This is a genomic window from Pseudorhodobacter sp. E13, from assembly GCF_003991405.1.
Classification (GTDB): domain Bacteria; phylum Pseudomonadota; class Alphaproteobacteria; order Rhodobacterales; family Rhodobacteraceae; genus Pseudorhodobacter.
Genome location: NZ_RPEN01000075.1, coordinates 1 through 359, shown reverse-complemented (window position 1 = coordinate 359; position 359 = coordinate 1). Strand labels below are relative to the sequence as shown.

At 62.4% G+C, this 359-nt stretch carries 1 pseudogene; it reads left to right on the top strand.

Annotation, left to right across the window (positions count from 1 at the left end):
• A pseudogene (locus EGN72_RS19065) lies at positions 1-359 on the top strand (ABC transporter ATP-binding protein); the annotation flags it as partial.

Genomic DNA, 359 nt, shown 5'->3' with positions numbered 1-359 from the left:
TCACCCCGCCCCAATCCCAGACAGCTATCGTGCGGCCCGTGTGGCAAGCCTGTTCAACATCGAAAAGGACGCGGACTTTCGCCTTGAAATGGAGGTCGATCTGACTGCTCGTCCGTGGCAAATCGGGTTGATCGTTGGCCCTTCAGGCTCGGGCAAAACCTCTGCGGCAAAGGTGCTTTTCGGGGGCGAGAGCGCCGCCCAAAGCTGGCCCAACCTGCCCCTGATCGAAGCGATTGCCCCCAAGGGCAATTTCGATCAGGTGACGGGCGCGCTCGCTGCCGTTGGGCTTGGCTCGGTGCCGTCCTGGCTACGGCCCTTTACCCATCTGTCAAACGGCGAGCAATTCCGCGCGGGCCTTG